The organism is Millisia brevis NBRC 105863 (assembly GCF_001552615.1).
In the GTDB taxonomy this organism is placed as follows: domain Bacteria; phylum Actinomycetota; class Actinomycetes; order Mycobacteriales; family Mycobacteriaceae; genus Millisia; species Millisia brevis.
This window is the reverse complement of sequence record NZ_BCRN01000002.1, coordinates 284,391-311,044: the sequence shown is the minus strand read 5'-3', so window position 1 is coordinate 311,044 and position 26,654 is coordinate 284,391. Positions and strand designations below refer to the sequence as shown.

Here is a 26,654-nt window from a genome sequence, read left to right as displayed (position 1 = left end):
ACTGGCCTGTGGCGGTGTTCTCCTCCTTCGCCGGGCACGATCCGGCGATTGCCTGGAAGCTGCGGGCGATGCAGGACGAGCACACAGGGTGTTCGCCGAACGCGGCTGCCGCGACGGTGACGTCTCGGCGGATATCGATCCGCGTGCCTTCGCCGAGTTCCTGGCGGGCCGGTGAGGCACGGCGATGACCCGCGAAGCTCCCGTGCTCTACCTCACCATCGAATCCAGCCTCACCCCACTCTGAACGATCGTGGTTCGGATGCTCGCACGGCCGCAGACGCCGGGGTGCCGCACGGCGACTTCCTCGCGGGCCAGCCCGCCGCGTTCGGGATGGCCGGCGGGCGGATGGTCGAGCCCGAGGAGGTCGCCGACCTGGTCGCCTTCCTGGTATCGCCGGTGGCCGCGAGCGTCATCGGCTCCGATGTGGTCATCGACGGGGGCACCCTCAAGCACTGCTGAGCCCCGGGCCGCCGACGACGGTGGGCGCGCGGGGTCAGTAGGACGCGCGCCCGCCGGAGGCGTCGTAGACCGCCCCGGTCGAGAAGCTCACCGCCGACGAACTGAGCCAGGAGACCAATTCGGCGATCTCCTCGGGGCGACCCATCCGCCGCATGGGGGTCAACGCCTGCGAGCGTTCGAGGATCTCCGGGTCGGTGTCCGCGTTCATCGGGCTGGCGACCGCGGCGGGGGCGATCGCGTTGACCAGTACCCCGGTGGTCGCCAATTCCTTGCCCAACGACTTGGTCAGCGCGATCACCGCCGCCTTGGACGCCGAATACGCGCTCTGCAGCGGGTTGCCGTCCTTCGCGGCGATGCTGGCCAGGTTGACGATGCGCCCCCAGCCGCGTTCGCACATCGCCGGGGCGAAGGTCTTGCAGGTCAGGAACGTGCCCTCGGTGTTGATCGCAAAGGTCCGCCGCCAGTCGTCGAGGTCGACCTCGACCAGCGGCGCCGATGGCCCGACCACCCCGGCGCTGTTGATCAGAATGTCGACCGGGCCGATCCGATCGAAGAGCCCGGTCACCGATTCCGGATCCCGCACATCCAGGCGTTGGTCGGCGCCCGCGGCGATGTCCGCGGTGACCACCTCGACCCCGTCGGCTCGCAGCCGTTCGGCGCAGGCGGCTCCGATCCCGCTCGCGCCCCCGGTGACCACGGCTCGTCGCCCCATGACTGTGCTCCTTCGCATCCGAATCTATGTATTTCGCGCACATAATGTGCAACGTCTATGTAGATTTCCGACTATATGTTTCGGGGTGCGGCGGAAGGGCGGGAATGGAAATTCGGTGGATGCAGTCGTTTGTGGCCGTGGCCGAGGAATTGCACTTCGGACGAGCCGCGGCCCGACTGCAGATGGCGCAATCCCCGCTGAGTCAGACGATCCGCAAACTGGAGAAGGAGCTCGGCGCCGAACTCTTCGAGCGCAACACCCGGTCGGTCGCGCTGACCGCCGCCGGTCACGCCTTCCTGCCGCACGCCCGGGCGGTCCTCGGTGAGGTCGAACGGGCCCGGCAGGCGACCCGCGCCTCGGTCGGTGCGGTCTACGGGCACATCACCCTCGGCTTCACCGGCGCCCTCAATCACCTGTCTCTGCCGCCGCTGACCCGGGCGGTCCGCACCACCTATCCCGACATCGACCTCGACCTGGTCGGGCGGGTGATGACGCGCGACGCGATTCAGCAACTCGACAGTGGCGCACTGGATCTCGCGTTTGTCGGTCTCCCCGTCGAGTCGGCCCTCGTGCATACCCGACTGATCGCGCGGGAGCCTTTCTGTGTGGTGCTGCCGAGCGATCACCGCCTGGCGAACCGGTCGGTGATCGAGCTGGTCGAGATGGCCGACGACGACTTCATCTCCACCCCGTTGACCGCCGGTTCGGCGCTGCAGGAGGACGCGATGCGCGCCTGCCTGGAGGCGGGCTTCCGGCCGCGCGTCGTCCAGGAGATCACCGACCCCTACATGATCCTGATGCTGGTCGCGGCGGGCGTCGGGGTCGCGCTGATGACCGAGGGGCTTGCGAACGTCGCCCCACCCGGTGCCGTCTTCGTCCGACTGACCGGCGGAACGGTGCGGATGAACCACGGATTGGCGTGGTCGGCGAAGGCGATTCACCGTTCGGTGGTGCGCGAGGCGGTACTCGCCCTGGCCGAGAGGGTGCTGCCGACACCGCCGCCGGGCGTGAACTGGTCCGCGACCGCCAATTAAGACTCCAAACAGCATAGTCTGAGACCAACTTAGTGTTGGACGAACTTAGGTGTCTCCCCACACACTTCTTCCATCAGTGCGATTGGCGTCACAAGTGTGGAGGAGACACCATGGCGACAACCATCTCGCCGGACCAACAGCAGCCCCCGGCGAAAGAGCGTGGACAGGCCAAGCGAGCCGCGGTTTCCGGCTTCGTAGGCAGCACGCTCGAGTACTACGACTTTTTCATCTACGGATCGGCAGCCGCCCTGGTCTTCGGCCAGGTGTTCTTCCCCGGCGGATCCACCTCGACCCTGTTGTCGATCGCGACGCTCGGCGTCGCCTACGTCGCCCGACCCCTCGGAGCCGTGCTCTGGGGACATCTCGGTGACAAGATCGGCCGACGCAATACCCTGATCGCCTGCCTGGGCCTGATGGGTCTGTCGACCTTCCTGATCGGCTGCCTGCCGACCTACGACCAGGTCGGCATGTTCGCTCCGATCCTGCTGGTCGCTCTGCGTCTGCTGCAGGGGCTTTCGGCCGGCGGCGAGTCGCCGGGCTCGGCCTCGCTGTCGATGGAGCACGCCCCGGATCACCGGAGATCCTTCTTCGCCAGCTTCACCATGAGCGGCATCATGTTCGGCATCGTGCTGTCGAGCCTGGTGTTCATCCCGGTTGCGATGCTCCCGGACGAGCACCTCTACACCTGGGGCTGGCGGGTCCCGTTCTGGCTGTCGATCCTGATGACCGCCGTCGCCTTCTGGCTGCGCCGTCAGCTGCACGAGCCGGAGGTCTTCACCGACACCAAGGCGGCCAACAAGACCGCCGATGTCCCGATCGTCGAACTGTTCCGCAACCACTGGGCCTCGGTCGTGCGGGTGATGTTCAGCTCGACCTTCGCGATGATGAACACGATCATCAACGTCTTCGCCCTGGCGTTCGCCACCCAGCACAACGGCATCGACCGCACGATGATGCTGCTCGCGATCGCGGCGGCCAATATGTGCGCGGTGATCACCCAGCCGCTGTACGGCATGCTCGCCGACCGCATCGGCCGCAAGCCGGTCTTCATCGGTGGCGTCCTCGGCGCCGGCGTGATGATCTTCGTGTACTTCGCGGCGATCGGTTCGGGCAATGTCGCCCTGGTCTTCCTGGCCGGCATGGTCCTGCTCGGCGGCTTCTACGCCGCCCCGAACGGCAGCTACATGGCAGCCTTCCCCGAGCAGTTCCCGGCGTCGGTTCGATTCAGCGGCATGGCGATCGGCCTGATGCTCGGTCTGCTCGTGGCGGGCTTCACCCCGGCCGTCGCCCAGGCGATGACCTCCGGCGACACCAGCAACTGGACCCCGGTCGCGTGGATGTGCCTCGGCTTCGCGGTGCTGTCGGCGGTCGCCTTCGCCACCGGACCCGAGACCTATCGGACCCCCACCGCTCAGTTGGGCCTGCGGCGCAGCTGATCCCGGACAGCAGATATCCCCATCGGACAGGTACAGGACAGGTGAAGAACATGTCTCGCTCACACCATCGGATCGGACTCATCGGAGCCGGGATCGACGGTTCGTTGTCGCCGACCCTGCACCAGACCGAGGCGAGCGCCCTCGGATTGTCCGACTACAGCTACGAACTGCTGGATATCGACGTGCTCGACCGCAGCCCCGAGGACGCCGCCGGTGTCCTGCGGGACGCCCTGGCCAACGGCTACACCGGGTTCAACGTCACCCACCCCTGCAAGCAGACGGTGATGACGGGTCTCGACGAGATCACCGAGCACGCGGCGGCCATCGGGGCGGTCAACACCGTCGTACTCCGACAGGGGCGAACGGTCGGCCACAACACCGACGAGACCGGCTTCCGCACGGCATTGCGGACCGGATTGCCGGGCGCGGCAATGGGCACCGTGGTGCTGTGTGGGGCCGGCGGCGCCGGCGCGGCGGTCGGCTGTGCGCTGGTCCGGGCGGGCGCCCGGCGACTCCTGATCGCCGATACCGATGTCGATCGCGCCACAGCCCTGGCCGACCGACTCGGGCGTTCGGGGGTCGCCGTCGGCGGGATCGCGCCGGCCGACCTGCCCGGTGTCCTGCCCGACGCGGACGGGGTGGTCAACGCCTCGCCGATCGGCATGGACGGACATCCCGGTACACCCTTCGCCACCGACCTGCTGGGGCCGCATCTCTGGGTTGCCGACGTGGTGTATCGCCCCGTGCGCACCCAATTGCTGGCCGCCGCGCAGTCGGTCGGCTGCCGCACGCTCGACGGCGCTCAGATGCTGGTCGCCCAGGCGGCCGACAGCTTCGCATTGGTGACCGGTATCGACCCGGACCCCGCCCGGATGCGCCGCCACCTCGCCGAGGTGCTCGATCGGCGGGCCGGCGCCGCGCGATAGCCCCGCGCGGCCTCCCCGTACAGACTTTCGACAGCGACCGGAGAACGACAGTGACCGGAGAACCAGTGCCCGGAGAACGAGTGACCGACAACCAAATTCCCGCCTACGCGGAGCCGCTGCGCATCGGAGGGGTAACCCTGCGCAACCGCTTCGTCTCGGCGCCGATGGAACGCAACTACTGCCATCCGGACGGAACCCTCACCGACGAGTACATCGACTACATAGCCCGCCGGGCCCGCGGCGGCGCGGCGCTGATCTTCACCGAGGCGTCCTATGTGCGGGCCGACGGCAAGGGCCGCATCCGCCAGATGGCCGTCGACACCGACGACTGCCTGCCGGGATTGACCCGCCTCGCCGACGAGGTCCACCGGCATGGCGCCCTGCTCGGGGTGGAACTCAACCACGGTGGGCGCACCGCCCAGGGTGTGGTCAGCGGTTTCGTTCCGGTCGCGCCCAGCCCGATCCCGTGCCAGGTCGTCGGCGGTCAGATGCCCGAGGAACTCGACGTCGACGATATCGAGCACATCATCGAGTGTTTCGCCGACGCCGCGGAGCGCTGCGAGCGCGCCGGGGTCGACGTCCTGTCGCTGCACGGTGGCCACGGTTATCTGATCCACCAGTTCCTCTCGCCCGCCTACAACCTGCGCACCGACGAATGGGCGGAGCCGACGCTCTTCCTCAATCGGGTGATCGCCGCCGTCCGCGAACGCACCCCGAATATCGCTCTGGGGCTGCGGTTCTCGGCGTTCGAAGGGATCGAGGGCGGGCTGACCCCGGAGCTGACCCGCGAGCGCATCGCCGCCACCGACGTCGAGCGGCTCGACTTCCTCGACGTCTCGGCCGGCAACTACGAAGCGGGACAGTGGATCATCCAGCCGGGGGAGTGGGAGCGCGGCCTGCTGCGCGACTACGCCGAACCCTACCGCCGCGACTACGACATCCCGGTCGGCGTCGCCGGTCGGATCAACACCCCGGACACCGCGGACGAGATCATCTCCGCGGGCAAGGCGGACTTCGTCAGCATGGCGCGCACCCTGCACGCCGAGCCCGACTTCCCGAACCGCGCGCTCGACGGCGGCCGCTACCGCCCCTGCATCGCCTGCAACTACTGCATCGATTCGCTGGCCGCCGGGCCGATCCCGTGCTCGGTCAACCCCTGGGTGGGGCGGGACGCGGCCGAACCGGAAGCGCCGGCGGACCGGCCGACCGTCGTCGCGGTCATCGGCGCCGGCCCCGCCGGACTGGCCGCGGCTCGCGAACTCGGCCGCCTCGGTCACCGGGTCGACCTCTACGACGAGCGGCCCACCATCGGCGGCGACTTCGGGCTGGCCTCGGCGCTGCGCGAGTACCCGGAATACCACCGGATCATCGACTGGTACCGCGACGAGATCAACGATCTGCCGGTCACGGTGCACACCGGCACCCGCGTCGACGCCGCCCGCTTCGCGACCGATCGCCCCGACGCGATCATCCTGGCGGCCGGCGGCGACGGGGTCGGACCGGATATCGAGATCGTCGACCGACCGTTCCGCGATGTACGCGACTTCCTGCGCTCGGGCGACGCCGCACCGGAGGCGATCACCATCTATGGCGCCGACCGCGAGGCCGCGGCGATCGCCGACGACCTGCTCGGCCGCGGCACGCGTGTCGTGCTGATCGGCCCCCAGGAGACGATCGCCCACGACGTGGGACGACGCGCCAAGATCGTGCTGCTCCCGCGCCTGGCGGCCGACCCGAACCTGACCGCGCATCTGTCGGCGCGCGTGGTGCGGGCCGAGGCCGACCGCGCGCTGATCCGGGACGCCGACGGCGAACGCTGGATCGACGCGCCGGGCGAGCTGCTGCTGTCGACGGGCATCGTCCCGCGCAACGACCTGCTCGGTCGGCTGCGGGCGGTGGCCCCGCCGTTGGGTATCCACGCGATCGGCGACGCCGGCGGCGACGGCGGTTCGATCCAGGCCGCTCTGGTCACCGCGGTCGACGCGGTCGCCGAGATCGGTGCGCGGCTGCGACAGGCGGCGAGCGCATGACCGCGGCCGCCGCCGGCGCCGGCGCGAGCCTGCGCACCACGATTCCGCCGATCGGACTCGGCACCTGGCCGCTGGTCGGCCAGGACGCCACCCGCGCGGTGCTCGGCGGGATCGACGTGGGCTACCGGCATATCGACACCGCGACGATCTACGGCAACGAGGACGCGGTCGGCGCCGCGCTGGCGACCACCGACGTCGCCCGCGAGGAGCTCTTCGTCACCTCGAAACTGCGTGGCAGCGACCATATCTCCGGCGACATCCGGGGCGCGGTCGAACGCAGCCTGCACACGATGGGGCTCGACTACCTCGACCTGTACCTGATCCACTGGCCGCTGCCGCGATTCGACCGCTACGTATCGGCCTTCGCCGGTCTGCTCGAATGCCGCGACGCCGGACTGATCCGCTACGCCGGGGTCTCGAACTTCCTCGGCTCGCACCTGACCCGGGTGGTCGACGAGGTCGGCGAGGCGCCGGCGGTCGACCAGATCCAGATGGACCCGTCGTTGGGACGCCGCCCGGTCCGCGAGGTCGCCGACCGGCTCGGCGTGCCGATCGCCTCGTGGAGCCCGCTCGGCCGCGGCGATGTCCTCGACGATCCGGTGGTCGTCGGGATCGCCGAACGGTACGGGCGCACGCCCGCCCAGATCGTGCTGGCCTGGCATCTGGCCGTCGGGGTGCTGCCGGTCGCCCGGTCGGCGAACCCCCAGCGGCAGGCCCAGAATCTCGCGGCGGCCGATATCGCGCTGACCGCGGACGACATCGCCCAACTCGATCGTCTCGACCGCGGCGAATCCGCGGCCCGCGACGTGGAGAAAGAGGAGCACTTCTGATGACCCTGCGTGTGGGCATCGTCGGTTGCGGCAAGATCGCCGGCAACCACGCCCGTTCCCTGCAACAGATCCCCGGGGTCGAGGTGATCGCCTGCTGCGATACCGATTCCGATCGCGCCCGAAACTTCGCGGCGCAGTACGGCATCCCCGCCGGGGTGGCCGGGGTCGAGAGCCTGCTGGCCCTGCGGCCCGACGCGATCACCGTCTGCACCCCGCATCCGGTGCACGAGGAGGTGGTGGTCGCGGCGGCCGCCGCCGGCGTACACGTGCTGTGCGAGAAGCCGATCGCCGTCGAACTCGACGCCGCGGACCGCATGGTCGCCGCGACCGAGGCCGCCGGGGTCACCTTCGGGGTGGTCTTCCAGCGCCGGCTGTGGCCGGCCGCGCAGCGCATCCGCCGGGCGATCGACGACGGCAGCCTCGGCACCCCCATCCTCGGGGAGGTCTCGGTCCTGCTGCACCGCCCGCCCGCCTACTACTCCTGCGACCCGTGGCGCGGGCGGTGGGATACCGACGGAGGCGGCGTGCTGATGACCCAGGCGATCCACCAGGTCGATCTGCTCCAATGGTTCTGCGGCACACCGGTATCGGTGACCGGCTTCATCCGCACCCACGCTCACGGCGAGCACATCGAAACCGAGGACAGCGCGTCGGCGGTGGTCGCCTTCGACACCGGAGCGACCGCCACGATCACCGCGACCACCGCGGCCGCCCACAACCTGGGCAACCGGGTCACCGTCGTCGGCGCGACCGGCGCGGTAGCGAGCGTGCTCGAATACCCGGAGGGGCAGGAGGGCGTCAACGAGATCTGGGCGCTGCCCGGCGACACCAGTTTCGGCGCCCCCTTCCTCGGCGACGAGTCCGCCCACCAGGACATCGGCGACATCAATGCGCGACTTACCCCCTTCCACACCCTGCAGATCCGCGACTTCGTCGACGCGGTCCGCGAGGGACGCGATCCGGTGGTCACCGGACGCGATGCGCGCGCCTCCCTGGCGATCGTCACCGCCATCTACGAATCCGCCCGCACGGGCACAACGGTCGATCTCACCGGGGTCGATCTCACAGGCCAACCGGAAGGAGCCCTGTCATGATCGACACCAGCGCGACGGATCAGATCGCCGAGAGCGTCTCGGGGGTTGAGGAATTCGATGTCGTCGTCGTGGGATCGGGGGCGGGCGGCCTCGCCGCCGCGGTCGCCGCCGCGCACGGCGGCGCCCGGGTCCTCGTCGTCGAGAAGGCGTCGACCTGCGGCGGTGCCACGGCATGGTCGGGCGGCTGGATGTGGACGCCGCGGCACCGCTTCGCGCGGGAGGCCGGCGTCGTCGAGAGCATCGAGGAGCCGAAGTCCTATCTGCGGGCCCGGCTGGGTGACAACTTCAACGAGGCGAAGGTCGACGCCTATCTGACCGGCGCCCCGGAGATGGTCGATTTCTTCGAGGAGCGCACCGCCCTGCAATTCGTTCCGGGCGCGGCGGCCGATATCCACGGCGGCAGCCCCGGCGCGGCCTCCGGTCACCGTCAGGTCGCCCCGAAGCCGGTGCGGCTGACCCGACTGGGACCCGACGTCGCCCGGCTGCTGCGCCGACAGATGTGGGAGACCTCGTTCCTGGGCATGGGCATCATGGCCGGGCCCGACCTGCAGGCCTTCCTGCACTCCACCCGCTCGGCGCGCGCCTTCCTGCACTGCGCGAAGCGCGTCAGCCGCCATGCGCTCGATCTCGCGGTCCACCGCCGGGGGCAGAGCCTGGTCAACGGCACCGCCCTGATCGGGCGACTGTTGCGCTCCGCGCTCGACGCCGGCGTCGAGATCCGCACGGACACCGCCGCCACCGAACTGGTGACCACCGACGGCCGGGTATCCGCGATCCGGCTGGCCGGACCCGTCGACACCTATACCGTCGCCGTGCGGCGCGGCGTGGTGCTCGCGACCGGCGGATTCAGCCACGATGTCGACCTGCGGCGGGAGCGCTTCGATCGCACCCCGACCGGCCGGGAGCACTGGACGTTGCCCCCGGCGGCGACCACCACCGGCGACGGGCTGCGTCTGGCCACCGCGCTCGGTGGGCGCCTCGACACCACGACCGCGTCGGCGGCGGCCTATTGCCCGGTCTCACTGGTGCGCTATGTCAACGGTCGGCGCGGGGTCTTCCCGCATATCCTCGACCGCGGCAAGCCCGGCGTGATCGGCGTGATCCGCGATGGCAGTCGATTCGTCAACGAGGCCAACGGATATCACGACTACACGCTCGGCATGTTCGAAGCGGTCCCCGAGGGCGACCAGGTCTGCTCCTGGCTGATCGCCGACGCGCGCTACCTCAGGCGCTACCCCCTCGGCATCGCGAAACCGTTCCCGGTGCCGCACCTCAACCACCGCCTCTCCGGCTACCTCAAGCGTGGTCGGACCCTCTCGGAGCTGGCCCGGCGCTGCGGGATCGACCCGAACGGCCTGGCGAAGACCGTCGCCGATTTCAACGAGAACGCCCGTCGCGGTGAGGATCCCGAGTTCGGTCGGGGGGAGACCCCGTTCAACCGCAGCTCGGGTGACGCGGACAACCCGTGGCCCAATCCGAGCCTGGCGCCGATCGAGGAGGGGCCCTTCTACGCGGTCAAGGTCGTCCCCGGCAGCTTCGGCACCTTTGCCGGCTTGGTGACCGATACGCAGTCGCGGGTACTCGACGAGACCGACACCCCGATCGACGGGCTCTACGCCGTCGGGGTCGACCAATCGAGCGTCATGGGCGGGCACTACCCGTCCGGCGGCGTCAACATCGGACCGGCGATGACCTTCGGCTATCTGACCGGCACCGCCCTGGGCCGGCCGGCCGCCGACCGGGCCGACGCATCGCAGCCATCGATCGCGCCGGTGGACGCCACCCTGGGACAGGAGATTTCCCGATGAGCGCACCTCTGGGCCTGGCGGCCCTGACCGTCCTGGACACCGCCCCGCTCGACCACATCGCGCTGGCGGAACGGCACGGCTTCGACACGATCGGGCTGCGCCTGCTGCCCGCGGCGCCGGGGACAACCGCCTATCCGCTGCACACCGACCCCGCCGCGATGCGCGAGGTCACCGCCCGGTTGGCGAACTCCGATGTCTCGGTCTTCGACATCGAGATCATCCGGATCGGCGCGGATTTCGTCGCCGACAGCTACCGCCCGCTCCTCGACGCCGGCGCGCAGCTCGGCGCCCGGGCGGTCCTGGTCGGCGGCGACGATACCGACATCGCCCGGCTGACCGACTCCTATGCGCAGCTCGCGCAGCTCTGCGCGACCTACGGGATCGCGGCGAGCCTCGAGTTCATGCCGTGGACCGCGGTGCCGAATGCGCGCTGCGCGGTGGCGATCGTCGAGCAGGCCGATGGGCCGTCGCGCTCGGTGCTTGTCGACACGCTGCACACCGGCCGGTCGGCGACGACGCTCGACGACCTGCGCGCGATCCCGGCGGAGTGGATCCACTACGTCCAGCTGTGTGACGGCTCCGTGCCGACGCCGACCACCGACGAGGAGTTGATCCGTCAGGCCCGCAACGAGCGGCTGATCCCCGGCGAGGGTGGGCTCGAACTGCGCGGCGTGATCGAGGCGCTGCCGGCGGGCACCCCGATCAGCATCGAGCTGCCGAACGAACCGCAACGCCGGGAGCTGGGCACCGATGTCTGGCTCGATCGGATCGTCGCGGCGGCGCGGGAGGTGGTGACGGTCGGCGCGGGCCGCTGATTGTGTCGGGTGCCGGCCGCGCGTTGTCAGGGAGCGGCGGGGGCGGTGATCCCGCGGGCGTCGAGGATCGGCCGCACCCCCTCGGCGAACCAGTAGGCCTCCTCGAGGTGCGGGTAGCCGGAGAGGATGAACTCGTCGAACCCTGCGTCGTGGTACTCGGCGATCAGATCGGCGACCTCGGCGTGCGAGCCGACCAGGGCCGTGCCCGCCCCGCCGCGTACCAACCCGACGCCCGCCCACAGGTTCGGGTGGATCTCCAGGTTCTCCCGGCTGCCGCCGTGCAGGGCCGCCATCCGTCGCTGCCCCTCGGACTGCGAGCCCGCGTGCAGACCGTGGGCGCCGGCGATCTGCTCGTCGGTCAGCTCGTCGAGCAGGCCCTGTGCGACGGCCCACGCCTGCTCGGAGGTCGCCCGGCTGATCGTGTGCAGGCGGATGCCGTAGCGCAGCTTGCGGCCGTGGCCGTCGGCCAGTTCGCGGACCCGATCGATCTTGGCCTTCGCGGCGGCCGGCGGTTCACCCCAGGTCAGATAGGTGTGCACCCGCTTGGCGGCCACCTCGAGCGCCGGGGCGGACGATCCGCCGAACCAGAACTCCGGCAGCGGCAGTGGGGGTTCGGAGACCCGGGCGTCGGCGACGCGGAAGAACTCGCCCTCGTGGTCGACCGGCCCCTCGGTCCAGATCCGGTGCACCACGTCGAGGAATTCGTCGGTGCGCGCGTAGCGGCGGTCGTGGTCGACCCAGTCGCCGAAGCGGCGCTGTTCGCTGTCGTCCCCACCGGTGACGATGTTCAACAACAGCCGCCCCTCCGAGAAGCGTTGCAGCGTCGCCGCCTGCTGCGCCGCCAACGTCGGCGGAGTCAAACCCGGCCGGAAGGCCACCAGGAACTTCAGTCGCCGCGTCTCCTGCAGCAGGGCCGCCGCGGTCAACCAGGCGTCCTCGCACCACGTTCCGGTCGGGGTCAACACCCCTTCGTAGCCGAGCCGGTCGGCGGCGCGGGCCACCTCGGTCAGATAGCTCAGTGTCGGCGGGCGGTAGCCGGCCGGGCGCACGTGATGGCTCGACGCGTGCGAGGCGCCGACGATCGAGCGGCTGTCACCGGAGGTGGGCAGGAACCAGAAGATGCGGGCGGTCATCGGCGATGGGGACCTCTCGGACGGGTGTTCGGGGTAACCCGACGATTGTCGCGAGCCCCGCATCCCGTGGCCGGGGTTCCGCGCACGCTGCGCGGAACCCTCGTGGCGCAACTGTATACAGCTGTATGCAGAAGGGGTCCGCACGAACCGTCCCCTTTCGGAGCACCTTCATGACCGAGTCGGCCACCGCCCTCATCGACACCTCCCGCGCCACCTCCTTCGACGATCCGCAGGTCGCCGCCGCCTACCGCCGCATCGGTGAGGTCGGGCCCTTCGTCTACGGCCTGACCAACTACATCGCCGCCAACCTCAGCGCGAACGTCCTGCTCGCGGCCGGTGCAGGACCCGCGATCGGCGCGGGCGCCGACTGGCCCACCACCTTCCCGGCGGGCGCCGGTGCGGTCTGGATCAACACCGCCACCGTGATGTCCAACGACGCCGAGACCGTGCGCACCGTCGCCCGGACCGCCCGTGACGCCGGCACCCCGTGGGTGCTCGATCCGGTCGCGGTCGGCGCCGGAGCGGTCGAATACGACGCCTTCGTCCGCTCCCTGCTCGAATTCGGCCCGGCGATCATCCGCGGCAACGCCAGCGAATTGATCGCCCTCGCCGGTGGCGACGCGACCGGCAAGGGGGTCGAGACCACCGCCGACTCCGCCGATGCGGTCGAGCACATCGCTGCCCTGGCTCGGACCAGCGGCGCGGTCCTCGCGGTCAGCGGCCCGACCGACTACATCACCGACGGCACCGAGGTTGTTGCCGTGCCCGGCGGGGACCGGCGACTGACGCAGGTCACCGGCGCCGGGTGCAGCCTGGGCGCGCTCGCCGCGGGCGCCGCCGCCGTCACCGAGGATCGCCTGCTCGCCGCGGTGACCGCGCACGCCGCCTATGCGCGGGCCGCCGAGAACGCCGCACAGCGTCTCGGACCGCGCGGCGGCAGCGGCTCCTTTGCCGTCGCCCTGGTCGACGGGCTCTGGGAGCTGGCGAACTGATGCATCTGGCCGCCTTTCTCAACGCCGGACCGCAGGGCACCGTCGGCTGGCGTCACCCCGACGCCGGGACCGGCTTCCTGACCGCCGAGCACTACGTGCGCATCGCCCGGATCCTCGAGGACGCCCGGTTCGATATGGCGTTCGTGCCCGATTCGCTGGCCGTACCGCGCAGCCTCGGCGGCTCGTTCGACCCGGCGGTGCGCTGGGGCACCGGCACCCCGCGTCTCGACCCGCTGCCGGTGATCACGGTGATGGCCGCGGTCACCCGACACCTCGGCCTCGCCGCGACGGCGTCGACCGGATATCAGCAGCCGTACAACCTCGCGCGCACCTTCGCCACCCTCGACCACCTGACCGGCGGCCGGGCCGCGTGGAACGTCGTCACCAGCTTCCAGGACGCCGAGGCGCAGAATTTCGGCCAGGACGCGCTGCCGCCGCGCGCCGAACGGTACGGGCGCGCCGAGGAATTCCTCGAGGTGACCACCCGGCTGTGGGACAGCTGGTCGGACGAGGCGATCGTGCACGACCGGGAGTCCGGCGTCTTCGGCCGCCCGGATCAGGTCGAGGCGATCGACCACGTCGGCGAGTACTTCCGCGTACAGGGGCCGCTGGCCGTGCCGCGCTCGCCGCAGGGCTACCCGGTGATCGTGCAGGCCGGGGCCTCGCCGTCGGGCCGCGACTTCGCCGCCCGTTGGGCCGACGTCATCTTCTGTAGCCACGAATCCCTGGAATCCGGTATCGATTTCGCGCGGGATCTGCGGCGCCGGGTCGCCGAGCGCGGCCGCGATCCGCGCCAGGTCAAGATCCTGCCCGCGGTGACCACCGTCGTCGGGAAGACAACCGCCGACGCCGAGGCGGCGCACCGGGCGTTCGCCGATCTGGTCACCCCGGAAGCCGGGCTCTCCCGGATGGCGTACCACGTGAATGTCGATCTCACCCAATACGATCTGGACGGTCCGCTGCCGCCGCTCGCGGAGGTCGGGGTCGAGGGGCACTATCGCGAGATCGTCGAATTCGCCGAACGCGAGAAGCTGTCGATCCGCGAGATCGGCCGCTGGTACGGGGCGCGCACCGAGGGCAATATGGTCGGCTCGGCCGAGGCGATCGCCGACACCATGCAGCAATGGCTCGAGGCCGGCGCGGCGGACGGCTTCATGATCCAGGCCACCCACGTGCCCGGTGCCTTCGTGGACTTCACCGAACGGGTCCTGCCCGAACTGCGCCGCCGCGGCCTGGTGCCCACCGAATACGCGGGCACCACCCTGCGCGAGAACCTCGGTCTCGACCGGCCCGAACGCGGCGAATGGCGCAACCGCGCCGCATCGACCGCACCGGTGGGGGTCGGCCGATGACCGGCACCCGCAGCGCGCTGGTCGACGCCGACTGGCTGATCGCCCACCGGGACGAGGTGATCGTCCTCGACGCGAGCATCCGCCGCGGGGCGGGCCCGGACGACCCGCCCTTCGCCAGTGGGCGGGACGACTTCTCCGCCGCGCATATCCCCGGCGCCCGCTTCGCGGACCTCTTCGAGGACTTCTCCGACCCCGGGTCGGCGCTGCCGTTCACCCGTCCCACCGACGCCGGCATCGCCCGTGCGGCCGCCCGCGTCGGCATCGGCCCGGACACCCCGATCGTCGTCTACGACCGGCTGACCGGCGCCTGGGCCGCCCGGGTGTGGTGGGTGCTGCGCTCGCGCGGATTCACCGACGTGCGGGTCCTCAACGGCGGGCTCACCGCGTGGACCGCGGCCGGAGGTACGGTCGAATCCGGTGCACCGCAACCGCTCCCGGATGCCGAGGACCGTCGGCCGACGATCGACGCGGCGGCGGACGGCTTCTTCGTCGACATCGACCGGATCGCCGGAGCCCCCGAGGTGGTGCTCTGCGCGCTCAACGAGCAGGCCTACCGGGGCGATCCGGCGCAGCCCGGCACCGGTCACATCCCCGGTTCGCACAGCGCCCCCTACCCGGACACCCTCGACGACGGGCGGATCGATCCGGCGCGCACCCGGGCGCTCGCCGACCGGCTCGGCATCGGCCCGGACACCGACACGATCGTCTACTGCGGCGGCGGCATCAACGCCGCCGGTCTGGCGTTGGCCTTCCACGAGGTCGGGTTGCACCGCACCGCGATCTACGACGGATCGCTCGCCGACTGGCGCTCCGATCCGGAGCGCCCGCTGGTCACCGGAGCGGCCCCGTTCGCCGAGGTCGCGGCCGATGGCTGAGCGGGGCGCGGTCGGCGGCTCCGGTGACCGGGCGCCCGCCGGTAGTGCCCGCGACCGCATCTACGCCGAAATCCGCCGCCGCTTGACCTCCGGCACCTACGGGCCCGGCGATTCGCTGATCCCGGCGGCGCTGTCGGTCGAGTTCGACGTCTCCCGCACCCCGGTGCGGGAGGCGTTGGCGCTGCTGGAACGCGACGGCCTGCTGACGATCACCTCCCGCGGCTACCTGCCGCGGATCCGTTCCGAACAGGAGACCCTGGACGTCTTCGAGGTCCGCGAGATCCTCGAAACCGCCGCCGCGAAGGCCGCCGCCCAACGCCGCAGCGAGACCGACCTCGCCCGGCTGACCGAGGCGACCAGCCGGGCCGCCGCGTCGGCCGACCCGACCGAGAAGCGGCTGCTGTTCAACGACTTTCACACCATCCTGCGGCATGCCGCGCGCAATCCGACGCTGACCGAACTGCTGCAGGGGCTCGAGGCGATCGCCAAGGTCTGCGCTCCCTGGCGTGAATCGACAACCCAGCGTGAATCGTCAACCGGGCGCGAATCGCCGAACGGTCCCGGACCGTCGGAGGGGGGGAGCCGCCCCTTCGTCGACCGGCAGTCCGAACACGAGGACATCCTCGCGGCCATCGTCGACGGGGATGCCGATCGCGCGGAATCGCTGATGCGCGAACATCTTCTGCGCGATCGGCAACTGCGAGTCGGCGGGCGCACCGGAGGACCCGATCGGCAGCCGGCCCCGACGCGCGGAGGGCGGCAGTCCGCCGTATCCGAGCCGGTGCCGACCGGGGTGGGTGGTCACTCCAGCAGGGTCTCGCCGATATAGCCGTCGGGGGCGCACCCCGGCGGGACGGCGAAGACCGCCGACCCGATCGGGGTGGTCCACTCGTTCAGCAGATCCAACTCGTCGAGGCGGCGCTGGATCGGCACGAACTGGGCGTCGACGTCCGCCTGGTAGGCGACGAAGATCAACCCCGAATCGGAAACCGCGCCCCCGGACGGGGGCAGGTCGTAGTTGTACGCCCGCCGGAAGATCACCTCGTCCGGGTTGTCCGAGCGGGCCCGCCGCATATGGGAGAACTCCGGGATCACCGGGAACCCGATCGCCGTCGTCGCGGTGAAGTCCGGCTCGTCGTGCTCCGCCGCACCGGTCAGCGGCGCCCCGGTATCGAGGCGACGCCCGACCGACTGTTCCCGCCCACCGCGATCGAGGCGGTCCCAGGTATCGAGATCCATCGCGGTGCGCCGAATCACGATGCCCGTGCCACCGGCGAGCCACCCGTCGGTCGCCCACACCACCCGGTCGAAGGTGTCGGTCCCCGGCGTCGGATTGGTGGTTCCGTCGACCTGGCCGAATAGATTGCGCATCGTCGTGCCGGGCGCGACCGTGCCGTGCGCATGGCGGAAACCCTGTTGCGTCCAGCGCACCCCGGCGAAGCTGCGGGCGTCCTTGAGCAGCATCCGCACCGCGTGCGCGACGGTGATCGGATCGTCCGAGGCGACCTGCAGCAGCAGATCCCCGTCGTTCCACTCCGGTTGCAGCCGGTCGATCGAGAACGCCGGCAACGGCCGCAACCACGCCGGACCGTCCCTACCGGTCCGAGCGACGAAGCCGGGCCCGAAGCCGAAGGTGACCGTCAGGCCGGCCGGTGAGATCGCCAGTTCCGGTTCGGAATCGGCCAGTGCGGCGGAACCGCGGGTCAGCCTGGCCGCGTCGTCGGACAGGATGCGCATCAACCGGCGCAGCCCCGCCCGGTCGACCTCCGGATGCAGATCCAGGCCGATGAAGGTGGCATGCGCCTGGGCGGCGGTGGCGATACCCGCCTGGTGGGCGCCGTGAAAGTCGACGAGCCGATCCCCGTTGAGCGGTTCCGCCGCACCGGCCGATTCCGCCGAGGTCGACTCGCCGTTCTGCCGCAGGGCGTAGTCCAGTCCGATCGCGCCGGACGCGCCGACGGCGGCGACGGTTCCCCCGATCAGGAACTGTCGCCTCGACGCCGCGGCAAGCGGGCCTCGCCGCCGCGGCGTCTCGGATCGACGGGCGCCCGGTTCGGGCGCCGGCATCAGGAGCCCGAATCCATGGTCATCCCGGAGTCGCCCTCGTACGACTCGTTGGCGCCCGAGTAGTCCTTCACCGGCGCGGTGAACTCTGCGGTGGAGCCGTCCGCGAAGGTCAGGGTCACCGGGACCTCGTCTCCGGCGACGAGCGGGCCGGTCAGGTCCATCAGCATGATGTGGTTGCCGCCCGGCTCGAGCGCAAGGGTGCCGCCCGCGGGCACGACGAAGCCGCCCTCGACGGGCGTCATGACCATCTCGCCGGCGTCGTTGGTGACGGTCTGGTGCAGCTCGAGCATCGTCGAGGCCGGGCTCGCCGCGGCGGTCACGGTGACGTCGGCATCGGAGCTGTTCGACAGCACGCCGAAGGCCGCGGACATGCCGGCGTCGGCGGCCTTGACCCAGGCGTCGTCGAGGGTGACCGCCTCGGCCGCGGTGGCGGTCGAGCCGGAACCCGTGGAGCTCGACGCCGCGCTCGTCGAGGAGCCGGCACTCGAGGTGTCGGTACCGGAGGTGCTCGTGCTCGAACTGTCGGTGCTGGAGCAGCCGGTCAGGGCGATCGCACCCACGGTCAGGGCGATCAACAGACGGTTGGTGGTGATGCGAATAGTCAACGCACTGGTCCTTTTCCGGGAGTCGGGGACTCCCGTGAGGTGGGGAGGGACGCCCCCGCGTGATGTCGGGGTGGCGCTCCGGTGAGGTTCGGGGAGGCGAGGGTCAGGAGCGCGGATCGCCGGACGATCCGGTGCGGCCGCGTCGGGCGCGGACGACCAGGTAGACCGCGACCGCGATGGCCGCGCCGGCGAGGCCGACCAGCAGCACGCGCAGCGCGCCGCCCGAGCCGTCGTCGGAGCCCGCGGCATCGGCGGCGGTGTCCGTGCCCGCCGCCGCGCTCGTCGACTGCCCCGACGGTGCCGGGCTCGACGTCGGCTGATCCGTTGTCGTTTGACCGGTCGGTGACGGCTCGGTGACCGGCACGCCGGTCGCCACGGTGAACGGCACGACCCCACTGATCGGATGGCCGTCCGAGGACACCACCCGCCACCGGATCTCGTAGCCGCCGGCGGGCATCCCGGTGCGCAGCGGAGCCGTCACCAACCCACCCTGAATCTGTGGTGCGCCGTCGACCCAGTCCTGTTCGGACGCGTCGACCACGATCACCGCGGCGCCGATCGTCAGGACGTCGGCCGAGAAGGTCAACTGCACATCCGCCGGCGCGGTCTCGAGCTGTTGACCGCTGGTCGGCGTACTGGAGATCAGGTCGTCGTGCGCCGCGGCGGGTGCGGCTGTGGCGACCAGTACAACGGCAGCGGTCAGGACCGCGCCCGCCATCGCGCGAAATGCGCGCATGTGAAACCACCCATCTGCGCGGCGGTCACCCGTGTCGTTCCGGCACGGGGACGCCACGCGCGGAGAAAAGCGCCCCGAGAGGGGAGCTGCGGAATCCGCCGGTCCCACGGCGCATCGCAGACGCGACGGTGGGACGGCGGTCAGAGAACGGAGATCAGCCGTCCGGGTGGTCCGCGCCTGCCCACCGACACCAGGAAGGGTTCGTCCGCGGCCGATGCGGGTGCCGCGCACACCGGCAGGCGGGTGAGTCCGTCGGGGATCGCCACCGGAACGGACTCGGGGAAGACGATGGTGCGCCGGGCCCGCGAGGCGATCGCGCGGCCGAGGGCCTGCAGCTCGAGCAGGGTGCGTTCACCGCGGTGCACGATCGCGATCGTGACGACGGCGGCAAAGGCGTGCCAGAACCACATGCCCGCACTGGAGCCGGCCATCGCCGACATGTCGTGCAACGGCGCCGAGACATCGGACATCGGCGCGGACGTCGTGATGGTCGCGGCGGGCATCGCCGCGTCGGACATCGGCACGCCGCCGTGTAGGTGGCTGCCGTCGGTCGCGCTCGCCGGCAGAACCAGCGTCGGCGCCGGGCGCGCGGCGAGGACGAAGAGGCTGTGGAAGAGCGACTGGCTGATCGCGACCGCCGCCGTCAGCCGCAGCAAGGACAACCGTTGCCCGGCCAGCAGGGTGCACACCACCAGCGACAGCGCCAGGGATATGGCGACCCCGCCGAGGCCCGGCATGGCTCCGCCACCGGCGAGGTGGGACAACAGCGCGCCGGTGGTGGCGACCGATCCCGCGGCGGCGCCGCGCAGCGCGCGGGGGAGCCTCGGTGGTCGCATACCGCTCATTCTGACACCGGCCCCGACGTGCTCCGACAGGGCGTCGTAGAGCCGGCCGGGAAATCGCCCATTCAGGACATGCGCCCGCCGATCTCCCCGGTGGTCTCCTCGCGGTAGGCGCGGACCAGGACCGCCGCCCAACTGCGGTACGGCTGCCAGGCCTCCGCGATCGCCCGCAGGCGCGGCAGTTCGGCGTCCGGCTCGCGATAGAGCTGCCGCATCGAGTCGATCAGTCGCCGCTCCGCCGTCGGGAAGATGTCGGGTGCCCCGCAGCCGCGGATCAGGATCAGCTCGGCCGAGAACGGCCCGATGCCGGGCAACTCCTGCAGGGCTTTCAGCGCCGACTCGGTGTCGAGGGCGCGGAGCCGATCGGCGTCGAGGGCACCGCCGAGGGCGGCGGTCGCCAGGGCGTGCAGCCGCTGCTGTTTGACCTCCGGCAGCGGCAGTTGATCGGCGACCTGCGCCAACCGGGCGGGGGACGGAAAGACGGGGGCCTGCGCGCCGTCGACCGTGACGACGGTGCCGAAGGTCCGGGCGATCCGCTCCTTGAGGGCGGCGGCCTGAGCGATCCGCACGCGGTGGCCGATCACCGCCCAACAGGCCGATTCGTAGGGGGACAGGAAGCAGACCGGCCGCAGCCCGTCGAACCGGTCGAGCAGGGCGCCGATCACGGGATCCCGTTCCCCGATCGCGGGAAAGCCGGTGCCGTCGACGTCGATCGACAGGATCCGTTCGATCTGCCGGGCCGCGGCGTCGGCGATCGGCGAGTCGGTGCCGGTGTCGGCTGCGTCGATCACCGCGGTGACCGTGCCGTCGTCCTGCTGGGTGATCACCGCCCCGGCGACCTCGTCGGTGCCGTCGACGACAAAGCCGAGCCGCAGCGTGGGCCGCTCGTCGGTGGGGCCGCTGCCGTCGTATCGCGCCGGGGCGAAGCCCTCCAGGAACCGGGTGCTCGCCCGCAGCGAGAAGGTGCCGCGGACATCCAGGGTGCGCATGGATCGACGGTAGGCCCCGACACCGACAGGTTCCCCGGACACGGACACGGACATGACATGCGAACCGGCGGCGGCGACGGTGTGGTCGGGACCGGTCGCGGGGGATTGGAATCACGGTGTGCGCTTGGGTCGACGCGGCCGACGCCCGGTCCTACGGTCCGAGCAGGTGTTCCGGCCGGTCCGGAACGCGGTACGGACCATCGGACACCCCGGGAAGGACTCCAACTCATGGCGATCTACGACTCGGTGCTGTCCGCCGTCGGCAATACCCCGCTGGTGCGTCTCAACCGGCTGACCGAGGGCATCTCCGCGCGGGTCTACGTCAAGCTCGAATACCTCAATCCCGGAGGCTCGGTCAAGGATCGAGCGGCGCGCCAGATGGTCGAGGACGCCGAACGATCCGGCGCCCTGATCCCCGGCGGGACGATCGTCGAGGGATCGTCCGGCAATACCGGGATCGGTCTGGCCCAGGCCGCCGCCGGCCGGGGCTATCACCTGGTGGTCGTCGTTCCGGACAATGTCAGCATCGAGAAGCAGGATCTGTTGCGGGCCTACGGTGCCGAGCTGATCGTGACGCCGGCCGGACATCCGCGCGACCACCCCGATCACGTGTCGAATATCGCCGAACGGATCGCTTCGGAGCGGCCGGACGCCTGGTTCGCCCACCAATACGACAACCCCGGCAACCCCGAGGCGCACCGCCGCACCACCGGCCCGGAGATCTGGCGCGATACCGAGGGTACGGTCACCCATCTGGTCGCCGGGATCGGCACCGGCGGAACGATTTCCGGTACGGGGGAGTACCTCAAGCAGGTGGCCGACGGGCAGGTGCAGGTCATCGGCGCCGACCCGGTCAGCTCGGTCTACAACGGCGGCGACGGCAGCCCCTTCTTCGTCGAGGCCGCCGGCCACTATCTGCACCCCGACACCCCCGAGGACGTCTGGCCGCAGAGCTACCACCCGGACGTCGTCGACCACATCGTCGCGATCCCGGACCGCGAATCGGTGGCCACCATCCGCGAACTCGCCGCCCGCGAGGGCCTGCTGGTCGGCGGCTCCGCCGGACTGGTCACCGCGGCGGCGCTGCGGGTGGCGCGCGATCTCGGCCCGGAGCACACCGTGGTCGCGGTGCTGCCCGATTCGGGACGCGCCTACCTGTCGAAGTACCACTCGCGGGCCTGGCAGCGACGCCTCGGCTTCCTCGACGACGACCGCACCGGCCTGCTCGCCGAATTGGTGGGCGAGGTGGAAGTACCGGCCGCCGGACGCGCGGTGACCCTGGCCGAGGCGGCTGCGCTCGTCCGATCCACCGGGGCGACGATCCTGCCGGTGGTGCTGCGCGAACACAGCATCCTGCCCGCCGCGTTCAGCGAGATCCGGGGGGTGATCGGCCGCCGGGAGTTGCTCGCCCGCGCGGAGCGCGAGCCGCATCGAGCCGTCGGCGAGATCGCCACGCCGCCACCGGCGACCGTCGGCACGGGGGAAACCGCGGCCGAGGCGATCGCCCGGCTGGGGGAGGAGCTCGGCGATCATGTGACCGTGCTGCGCGATGGTCGGCTGGCCGGAATCCTCGCGGCCGAGGACCTGCACCGCGCCGCCGCTCGCGATCGCGCGGCCGCCGTCGCCGGCGCCGCCTGACCGGCGGTCGCGACCGCCGAGGTCAGCCTCGTGGAACCCGGCCCAGGAGATGGAATTCGGGGTTCGGCGGGATACCGGCCGCGTGCACCAGCCGGTTCGACATCGAGAAGAAGGCGGTGATCGCGCTCATATCCCAGATCGCGTCGTCGCTCCAGCCGGCGTCGCGCAGCTTCCGGTGCTGCTCCTCGTCGATCCGATCGGGGTCCACCGACAGCAGCACGCAGTAGTCGAGCATCGCGCGCTGCTTGTCGGTGACATCCGCCTGCCGGTAGTTGGTGGCCAGATAGTCGGCGATCAGCGGGTCCTTGGCGCGGATGCGCAGGATCGCGCCGTGCGCGACCACGCAATACAGACAGCTCCACCGGGCGCTGGTGGCGACGACGATCATCTCCCGCTCCGCCTTGGTCAGCGGCTCGTCCGCATCCATGAGCGCGTCGTGATAGTCCATGAACAGGCGCAGCTGGTCGGGTCGATAGGCCAGTCCCAGGAAGACATTCGGCACGAAGCCGGACTTCTCCTGGACCTGCAGGATCCGGTCGCGCAGGTCCTCCGGCAGGTCCGCGACCTCGGGTACCGGGAATCGACTGATCATGAACGCGCTCCTTCGGTGCTGCCGCCGGGCCGTCGCGGACCGGTCTGCTCCGGATCGTGGCAGAGGCTCCGGGGATATGTCCGGCTGTTCGGTCGAAGCGGCCGGGCCCGGGTGAAAGGTATGTCCGAAAGGAGGGGGCCAACGGCCGGTGACGTGGCGGCTCGAGCGGGTGTACCCCGGATCGTTCGGCGGCCAGGAGAACGCTGGTGAACGATTCGTGACGAATCGGACGGATGTCTCGGCGGGTGCCGGTCGCGGGGGTCGCCCCGGGTAGTGTCGATGGCAACGGATACGGGCGAATTGACCGACGATTCGTCCGAAGAATAGGGGAGACCGAGGAGGTGCCGGTGGCCACAACCGACAAATCCGACGGCGGGACTGCGGATACCGGTGCCACGGAGCGGGTGGACAGTCGTCACCGCGGGCTGATCGTCCGCTATCGCTCGTGGCGAGCCGACCTCGAGAGCAAGCCGGCGACCCTGAGGATCTTCCGGATGATGGTCGGGATCATCGGCACGATCGTCGTGTGTATAGGCATCGTCGCCATCCCGTATCCAGGTCCCGGTTGGCTGATCGTCTTCACCGGCCTCGGCATCCTCGCCTCCGAGTTCGACTGGGCGCAGTCGGTACTGCACTGGGTACGTGGCAAGTACGAGATCGTCATGGGCTGGTATCTGCGTCAGAGCCTGCTGGTCCGCGGCTTCGGCGCCCTGTTCACCTGCGCCGTCGTGGTGCTGACGCTGTGGCTGCTCGGGGCGGTCGGCATGGTCGCCCGCTGGGTCGGGCTCGACCAGTCCTGGTTGCAGAGCCCGCTTCCCTGGCTCTGACCACCGGTTCGCGGCCCGTCGGCGTACGTCGGCGATCGGTCGGTCGATAGGCTGTTCGGGTAGCCAGTCCCCGGTATGTCTCGTCGCGGCCGCTTGCGGCCGTTGTCGAGCGCCGGGACGACCCCAGTATTTCAGCAAAGGAGCGACGATCCTCGTGGTCACAGCCGCAGCAGCAACTACCGGTGCCGAACGGGTGAAGGTTCCCGCCGGGACTACCGCCGGCACCGCGCTGCGCGAAACGGGGCTGCCCAACAAGGGGCCCGAGGCCATCGTCGTGGTGCGTGAGGACGACGGCCGGCTGCGGGATCTGTCCTGGGCGCCGGAGGTCGACGTCGAGGTCGACGCGGTACGTGCCGACTCCGAGGACGGGCGCAGCGTCATCCGGCATTCCGCCGCGCATGTGCTGGCGCAGGCGGTTCAGAGCCTCTTCCCGGAGGCGAAGCTCGGCATCGGCCCGCCGATCACCGACGGCTTCTACTACGACTTCCAGGTCGCCCGGCCGTTCACCCCGGAGGATCTGACCGCGCTCGAGAAGCGCATGAAGCAGATCATCAAGGGCGGCCAGCGGTTCTCCCGACGCGTCTACGACTCGATCGAACAGGCTCGCGAGGAATTGGCGAACGAGCCGTTCAAGCTCGAGCTGATCGACGACAAGTCCAGCGTCGACGACCCCGAGGTCATGGAGGTGGGCGGCGGCGAGCTGACCGCCTACGACAACCTCAACCCGCGCACCGGAGAGCGCGAATGGGGCGACCTGTGCCGCGGCCCGCATATCCCCACCACCAAGTACATCCCGGCGTTCAAGCTCACCCGCAGCTCCGCCGCGTACTGGCGCGGTGATCAGGACAACGCCGACCTGCAGCGCATCTATGGCACCGCGTGGGAGTCGACCGAGGCGCTCGACGGGTATCTGGAGCTGCTCGCCGAAGCGGAGCGGCGCGATCACCGCCGGCTCGGTGCGGAACTGGATCTGTTCAGCTTCCCCGACGAGCTCGGTTCCGGGCTGCCGGTCTTCCACCCCAAGGGCGGCATCATCCGCAAGGAGATGGAGGACTACTCGCGGGCCCGGCATATCGACGCCGGCTACGAGTTCGTCTACAGCCCGCACATCACCAAGAGCCACCTCTACGAGGTCTCCGGTCACCTCGACTGGTACCGCGAGGGCATGTTCCCGGCGATGCACCTCGACGAGGAGCTGAACGAGGACGGCACCGTCCGCAAACCCGGCCAGGACTACTACCTCAAGCCGATGAACTGCCCGATGCACAACCTGATCTTCGCCGCGCGCGGACGGTCGTATCGGGAACTGCCGCTGCGGTTGTTCGAGTTCGGCAGCGTCTACCGCTACGAGAAGTCCGGCGTCATCCACGGGCTGACCCGGGTGCGGGGTATGACGCAGGACGACGCGCATATCTACACCACCAAGGAGCAGATGCGCGGCGAGCTGAGGTCGCTGCTGGAGTTTGTGCTGGACCTGCTTCGCGACTACGGTCTCGACGACTTCTACCTCGAGCTGTCCACCCGCAACCCGGACAAGTCGGTCGGCTCCGACGAGGTATGGGAAGAGGCGACCGAGACCCTCGCCGAGGTCGCCCGCGAGTCCGGGCTCGACCTCGTCCCGGACCCGGGCGGCGCCGCCTTCTACGGCCCCAAGATCTCGGTGCAGGTCAAGGACGCCCTCGGCCGCACCTGGCAGATGTCGACCATCCAGCTCGACTTCAACCTGCCGGAACGCTTCGGCCTGGAGTACACCGGCTCCGACGGCGCCAAGCACCGCCCGGTGATGATCCACCGCGCCCTCTTCGGCTCGATCGAGCGCTTCTTCGGCGTGCTCACCGAGCACTACGCCGGCGCCTTCCCCGCGTGGTTGGCGCCCGAGCAGGTCGTCGGTATCCCGGTCGCCGAGGACTTCGTGCCACACCTCAACACGGTGATCGCCCGACTGCGCGACCGGGGCGTGCGCGCCCGCGTCGATGCCGGGGACGACCGCATGCAGAAGAAGATCCGCACCCACACCACCCAGAAGGTGCCCTTCATGCTGCTGGCGGGTGCGCAGGACCGGGACGCCGCCGCGGTGAGCTTCCGCTTCCGCGACGGTTCGGTACTCAACGGGGTTCCCGTCGACGAGGCGGTCACCGCGATCTCCGACTGGATCTCCGCGCGCACCAACGTCTCGCCGAGCGCGTCCACCTTCCTGTCGAGCGGCCCGGAGCCGGTCGAAGCGGTAGCGAACGGGGTTGCGGCGGACGATGACTGACGCGCGGGTCGACGGCGGATCCCCCGACGGTCGGATACCGGGGGACGCCGGGGCCGTCGAGGACGCCGCGGTGGTCGACACCGGGGTGGGTGACCCGGACCGGCTGCAGCGGCTGTGGTCGCCGCATCGACTGTCCTACATCACCTCCGCCCCGACGGCCGCCGACGACGGCCCGCAGGAGGAGCCGTTCACGGCGATCCCCAAGATGGCCGACGAGGACGGGCTGATCGTCGCCCGCGGCGAATGGGTCTACGCGGTACTCAACCTCTACCCGTACAACCCGGGCCACCTGATGGTGGTGCCCTACCGGCGAGTGGCGAACCTCGAGGACCTCACCGAGCAGGAGAGCCACGAACTAATGGCGTTCACCCAGCGCGCCATCCGGGTGATCAAGGCGGTATCGCGGCCGCACGGCTTCAACGTCGGGCTCAATCTCGGCGCCCCCGCGGGAGGCTCGTTGTCGGAGCACCTCCATCAGCACGTCGTCCCGCGCTGGGGCGGCGACGCGAACTTCATCACGGTGATCGGTCAAGCGAAGGTGATGCCGCAGTTGTTGCGCGATACGCGCGGCCTGCTCGCCGACGCCTGGACGACGGTGTGATGCG

Annotated in this window: 25 protein-coding genes; 17 read left to right on the top strand and 8 right to left on the bottom strand. The window is 70.5% G+C overall.

Annotation, left to right across the window (positions count from 1 at the left end; genetic code table 11):
• The first annotated feature begins 285 nt into the window (after positions 1-285).
• Positions 286-459, top strand: coding sequence for an SDR family oxidoreductase (locus MB1_RS25520; protein WP_245650016.1), 174 nt, complete (start codon positions 286-288; stop codon positions 457-459).
• Between the two features lie 34 nt (positions 460-493).
• Here MB1_RS25520 and MB1_RS04120 read toward each other — a convergent pair whose 3' ends face one another.
• Positions 494-1,171, bottom strand: a complete 678-nt coding sequence (locus MB1_RS04120; RefSeq protein WP_066903897.1) for an SDR family NAD(P)-dependent oxidoreductase — start codon at positions 1,169-1,171, stop codon at positions 494-496.
• A 104-nt stretch (positions 1,172-1,275) separates the two neighbouring features.
• Between MB1_RS04120 and MB1_RS04115 the strand changes: the two genes are divergently transcribed.
• The 8 genes from MB1_RS04115 to MB1_RS04080 all read left to right on the top strand — a co-directional run bounded on the left by MB1_RS04115 (position 1,276) and on the right by MB1_RS04080 (position 11,144).
• Positions 1,276-2,205 carry a LysR family transcriptional regulator gene (locus MB1_RS04115; RefSeq protein ID WP_066903895.1) on the top strand — a complete coding sequence of 310 codons (930 nt, stop codon included), beginning with the start codon at positions 1,276-1,278 and terminating at the stop codon, positions 2,203-2,205.
• A gap of 110 nt (positions 2,206-2,315) precedes the next feature.
• The gene (locus MB1_RS04110; protein WP_066903893.1) at positions 2,316-3,641 is read left to right on the top strand and encodes an MFS transporter; all 1,326 of its coding nucleotides are present in this window, start codon (positions 2,316-2,318) and stop codon (positions 3,639-3,641) included.
• Between the two features lie 50 nt (positions 3,642-3,691).
• Positions 3,692-4,567: a shikimate dehydrogenase gene (locus tag MB1_RS04105; protein WP_066903891.1), complete on the top strand. Its 876-nt coding sequence runs from the start codon at positions 3,692-3,694 to the stop codon at positions 4,565-4,567.
• Positions 4,568-4,647: 80 nt separating this feature from the next.
• A complete protein-coding gene (locus MB1_RS04100; protein ID WP_245650015.1) occupies positions 4,648-6,597 on the top strand; it encodes an oxidoreductase in 1,950 nt (649 codons plus the stop codon).
• On the top strand, positions 6,594-7,427 hold the full coding sequence (locus tag MB1_RS04095; protein ID WP_066903886.1) for an aldo/keto reductase: 834 nt from the start codon (positions 6,594-6,596) through the stop codon (positions 7,425-7,427). The genes MB1_RS04100 and MB1_RS04095 overlap by 4 nt, the downstream gene beginning before the upstream one ends.
• The gene (locus MB1_RS04090) at positions 7,427-8,521 is read left to right on the top strand and encodes a Gfo/Idh/MocA family protein (protein ID WP_066903884.1); all 1,095 of its coding nucleotides are present in this window, start codon (positions 7,427-7,429) and stop codon (positions 8,519-8,521) included. The genes MB1_RS04095 and MB1_RS04090 overlap by 1 nt, the downstream gene beginning before the upstream one ends.
• Positions 8,518-10,329, top strand: a complete 1,812-nt coding sequence (locus MB1_RS04085) for an FAD-dependent oxidoreductase (protein WP_084350814.1) — start codon at positions 8,518-8,520, stop codon at positions 10,327-10,329. Before MB1_RS04090 ends, MB1_RS04085 begins: the two co-directional genes overlap by 4 nt.
• The gene (locus MB1_RS04080) at positions 10,326-11,144 is read left to right on the top strand and encodes a sugar phosphate isomerase/epimerase family protein (RefSeq protein WP_066903882.1); all 819 of its coding nucleotides are present in this window, start codon (positions 10,326-10,328) and stop codon (positions 11,142-11,144) included. The genes MB1_RS04085 and MB1_RS04080 overlap by 4 nt, the downstream gene beginning before the upstream one ends.
• Before the next feature lie 26 nt (positions 11,145-11,170).
• Here MB1_RS04080 and MB1_RS04075 read toward each other — a convergent pair whose 3' ends face one another.
• The gene (locus tag MB1_RS04075) at positions 11,171-12,277 is read right to left on the bottom strand and encodes an LLM class flavin-dependent oxidoreductase (RefSeq protein WP_066903880.1); all 1,107 of its coding nucleotides are present in this window, start codon (positions 12,275-12,277) and stop codon (positions 11,171-11,173) included.
• A 170-nt stretch (positions 12,278-12,447) separates the two neighbouring features.
• Here MB1_RS04075 and thiM point away from each other — a divergent pair, with 170 nt between their 5' ends.
• From thiM to MB1_RS04055, 4 genes are read left to right on the top strand one after another with little or no spacing between them, the layout of a single operon-like run.
• Positions 12,448-13,269, top strand: coding sequence for a hydroxyethylthiazole kinase (gene thiM, locus MB1_RS04070; protein WP_066903878.1), 822 nt, complete (start codon positions 12,448-12,450; stop codon positions 13,267-13,269).
• Positions 13,269-14,621 (top strand): LLM class flavin-dependent oxidoreductase, encoded by a 1,353-nt coding sequence (locus MB1_RS04065; protein ID WP_066903876.1) that lies wholly within the window; start codon positions 13,269-13,271, stop codon positions 14,619-14,621. The genes thiM and MB1_RS04065 overlap by 1 nt, the downstream gene beginning before the upstream one ends.
• The gene (locus MB1_RS04060; protein WP_066904259.1) at positions 14,618-15,496 is read left to right on the top strand and encodes a sulfurtransferase; all 879 of its coding nucleotides are present in this window, start codon (positions 14,618-14,620) and stop codon (positions 15,494-15,496) included. The genes MB1_RS04065 and MB1_RS04060 overlap by 4 nt, the downstream gene beginning before the upstream one ends.
• A complete protein-coding gene (locus tag MB1_RS04055; protein ID WP_084350812.1) occupies positions 15,489-16,325 on the top strand; it encodes a GntR family transcriptional regulator in 837 nt (278 codons plus the stop codon). The genes MB1_RS04060 and MB1_RS04055 overlap by 8 nt, the downstream gene beginning before the upstream one ends.
• On the opposite strand, the gene MB1_RS04050 is transcribed toward MB1_RS04055, so the two are convergent.
• The 5 genes from MB1_RS04050 to MB1_RS04030 form a co-directional block, all read right to left on the bottom strand.
• Complete coding sequence (locus MB1_RS04050; protein ID WP_084350810.1) at positions 16,298-17,563, bottom strand: Dyp-type peroxidase; 1,266 nt, start codon at positions 17,561-17,563, stop codon at positions 16,298-16,300. The genes MB1_RS04055 and MB1_RS04050 overlap by 28 nt on opposite strands.
• Positions 17,563-18,168 (bottom strand): copper chaperone PCu(A)C, encoded by a 606-nt coding sequence (locus tag MB1_RS04045; protein ID WP_084350808.1) that lies wholly within the window; start codon positions 18,166-18,168, stop codon positions 17,563-17,565. The genes MB1_RS04050 and MB1_RS04045 overlap by 1 nt, the downstream gene beginning before the upstream one ends.
• Positions 18,169-18,271: 103 nt before the next feature.
• Positions 18,272-18,904 (bottom strand): copper resistance CopC family protein, encoded by a 633-nt coding sequence (locus MB1_RS26465; protein ID WP_084350806.1) that lies wholly within the window; start codon positions 18,902-18,904, stop codon positions 18,272-18,274.
• Positions 18,905-19,044: 140 nt separating this feature from the next.
• On the bottom strand, positions 19,045-19,740 hold the full coding sequence (locus tag MB1_RS04035; RefSeq protein ID WP_066903874.1) for a hypothetical protein: 696 nt from the start codon (positions 19,738-19,740) through the stop codon (positions 19,045-19,047).
• Positions 19,741-19,811: 71 nt separating this feature from the next.
• Positions 19,812-20,735, bottom strand: a complete 924-nt coding sequence (locus MB1_RS04030; protein ID WP_066903872.1) for a DNA-3-methyladenine glycosylase family protein — start codon at positions 20,733-20,735, stop codon at positions 19,812-19,814.
• A 228-nt stretch (positions 20,736-20,963) separates the two neighbouring features.
• Between MB1_RS04030 and MB1_RS04025 the strand changes: the two genes are divergently transcribed.
• A complete protein-coding gene (locus MB1_RS04025) occupies positions 20,964-22,373 on the top strand; it encodes a pyridoxal-phosphate dependent enzyme (protein ID WP_084350804.1) in 1,410 nt (469 codons plus the stop codon).
• 22 nt (positions 22,374-22,395) lie between these two features.
• Here MB1_RS04025 and MB1_RS04020 read toward each other — a convergent pair whose 3' ends face one another.
• A complete protein-coding gene (locus MB1_RS04020; protein WP_066903870.1) occupies positions 22,396-22,965 on the bottom strand; it encodes a peroxidase-related enzyme in 570 nt (189 codons plus the stop codon).
• Between the two features lie 404 nt (positions 22,966-23,369).
• Between MB1_RS04020 and MB1_RS04015 the strand changes: the two genes are divergently transcribed.
• From MB1_RS04015 to MB1_RS04005, 3 genes are all read left to right on the top strand, one after another.
• A complete protein-coding gene (locus MB1_RS04015) occupies positions 23,370-23,792 on the top strand; it encodes a TIGR02611 family protein (protein ID WP_066904248.1) in 423 nt (140 codons plus the stop codon).
• Between the two features lie 154 nt (positions 23,793-23,946).
• Entirely contained in the window at positions 23,947-26,049 is a 2,103-nt protein-coding gene (gene thrS, locus MB1_RS04010) for a threonine--tRNA ligase (RefSeq protein WP_066903868.1), read from the top strand.
• Positions 26,042-26,650, top strand: coding sequence for an ATP adenylyltransferase (locus tag MB1_RS04005; RefSeq protein WP_066903866.1), 609 nt, complete (start codon positions 26,042-26,044; stop codon positions 26,648-26,650). Before thrS ends, MB1_RS04005 begins: the two co-directional genes overlap by 8 nt.
• Positions 26,651-26,654: the final 4 nt, after the last annotated feature.

What these genes read in the sequence shown, in the direction of transcription:
- MB1_RS04120 (WP_066903897.1), bottom strand. Translation starts at nt 1,171, where the DNA reads ATGGGGCGACGAGCCGTGGTCACCGGGGGCGCGAGCGGGATCGGAGCC.
- MB1_RS04115 (WP_066903895.1), top strand. Translation starts at nt 1,276, where the DNA reads ATGGAAATTCGGTGGATGCAGTCGTTTGTGGCCGTGGCCGAGGAATTG.
- MB1_RS04110 (WP_066903893.1), top strand. Translation starts at nt 2,316, where the DNA reads ATGGCGACAACCATCTCGCCGGACCAACAGCAGCCCCCGGCGAAAGAG.
- MB1_RS04105 (WP_066903891.1), top strand. Translation starts at nt 3,692, where the DNA reads ATGTCTCGCTCACACCATCGGATCGGACTCATCGGAGCCGGGATCGAC.
- MB1_RS04095 (WP_066903886.1), top strand. Translation starts at nt 6,594, where the DNA reads ATGACCGCGGCCGCCGCCGGCGCCGGCGCGAGCCTGCGCACCACGATT.
- MB1_RS04090 (WP_066903884.1), top strand. Translation starts at nt 7,427, where the DNA reads ATGACCCTGCGTGTGGGCATCGTCGGTTGCGGCAAGATCGCCGGCAAC.
- MB1_RS04085 (WP_084350814.1), top strand. Translation starts at nt 8,518, where the DNA reads ATGATCGACACCAGCGCGACGGATCAGATCGCCGAGAGCGTCTCGGGG.
- MB1_RS04080 (WP_066903882.1), top strand. Translation starts at nt 10,326, where the DNA reads ATGAGCGCACCTCTGGGCCTGGCGGCCCTGACCGTCCTGGACACCGCC.
- MB1_RS04075 (WP_066903880.1), bottom strand. Translation starts at nt 12,277, where the DNA reads ATGACCGCCCGCATCTTCTGGTTCCTGCCCACCTCCGGTGACAGCCGC.
- thiM (WP_066903878.1), top strand. Translation starts at nt 12,448, where the DNA reads ATGACCGAGTCGGCCACCGCCCTCATCGACACCTCCCGCGCCACCTCC.
- MB1_RS04065 (WP_066903876.1), top strand. Translation starts at nt 13,269, where the DNA reads ATGCATCTGGCCGCCTTTCTCAACGCCGGACCGCAGGGCACCGTCGGC.
- MB1_RS04060 (WP_066904259.1), top strand. Translation starts at nt 14,618, where the DNA reads ATGACCGGCACCCGCAGCGCGCTGGTCGACGCCGACTGGCTGATCGCC.
- MB1_RS04055 (WP_084350812.1), top strand. Translation starts at nt 15,489, where the DNA reads ATGGCTGAGCGGGGCGCGGTCGGCGGCTCCGGTGACCGGGCGCCCGCC.
- MB1_RS04050 (WP_084350810.1), bottom strand. Translation starts at nt 17,563, where the DNA reads ATGCCGGCGCCCGAACCGGGCGCCCGTCGATCCGAGACGCCGCGGCGG.
- MB1_RS26465 (WP_084350806.1), bottom strand. Translation starts at nt 18,904, where the DNA reads ATGCGCGCATTTCGCGCGATGGCGGGCGCGGTCCTGACCGCTGCCGTT.
- MB1_RS04035 (WP_066903874.1), bottom strand. Translation starts at nt 19,740, where the DNA reads ATGCGACCACCGAGGCTCCCCCGCGCGCTGCGCGGCGCCGCCGCGGGA.
- MB1_RS04030 (WP_066903872.1), bottom strand. Translation starts at nt 20,735, where the DNA reads ATGCGCACCCTGGATGTCCGCGGCACCTTCTCGCTGCGGGCGAGCACC.
- MB1_RS04025 (WP_084350804.1), top strand. Translation starts at nt 20,964, where the DNA reads ATGGCGATCTACGACTCGGTGCTGTCCGCCGTCGGCAATACCCCGCTG.
- MB1_RS04020 (WP_066903870.1), bottom strand. Translation starts at nt 22,965, where the DNA reads ATGATCAGTCGATTCCCGGTACCCGAGGTCGCGGACCTGCCGGAGGAC.
- MB1_RS04005 (WP_066903866.1), top strand. Translation starts at nt 26,042, where the DNA reads ATGACTGACGCGCGGGTCGACGGCGGATCCCCCGACGGTCGGATACCG.